General features: G+C 30.4%; 1 protein-coding gene. It reads right to left on the reverse strand.

Translation table 11 applies throughout. The features are described from left to right. The coding region (locus FUA24_RS04825; RefSeq protein WP_148540272.1) for a flavin reductase family protein at positions 1-516 on the reverse strand (516 nt) is incomplete at its 3' end. Positions 517-783 lie beyond the last annotated feature (267 nt).

A 783-nucleotide genomic window follows, 5' to 3' on the forward strand; every position in this document is an offset into this window, starting at 1 on the left:
ATCTTCATTTAAAACATCATCATCAATATGAAGTTTTAAAACTTCACAAATAACCAAATTACCAGCACCACCTTCGGTTCCTAAAGCTATAACTTCATTTACTTTACACTCTAATTGTACAGGTGATTCTGCAACCCTAAACGGCTTAACCACATCAGATTTTACCATAGTTAAACCTGCTTTTTCAAATTCATTTACACCTTCAGGATACTCTGTACTTGCTAATGACATTTGTTGTACCAAATCATAATTAACCACATTAATTACCACTTCTTTTGTACTTTCAACATTGTGTAATGTGTGTTTTGTAGTGTTATCTCTAACTCTTCGCGCGGGCGAAAAAATTAATATAGGCGGATTTGCACTAAAAACATTAAAGAAACTAAATGGCGATAAATTGGCTTCTCCTTTATCATTCATTGTACTAGCAAAAGCTATAGGCCTTGGCGCAACAGCACTTAACAAATAACTATGTAATACACTGGTTGATAGGTTTTTTGGATTAAATGATGCCATTAACAAATTTTGTTTTAACAAAGGTAACTATTATGTGTTGTATGTAAAAACAGAATTACTAACAACTAGCACAATAATATTAACAGAATTGCATTATATTACAATGTAAATGTATAGTTAATGCTTTTTACTAAAAATCAAAACACATTTAGGTGGATAATTATTGCCACTTCTTTCATTATTGTTTCTGTTATTTTATGGAAAACTTATGAGTTTTTTCAGCATTTTAAACATGAAGAACGTGTTAAAATGGAAAATTGGTCGTTT

Source organism: Seonamhaeicola marinus (genome assembly GCF_008085455.1).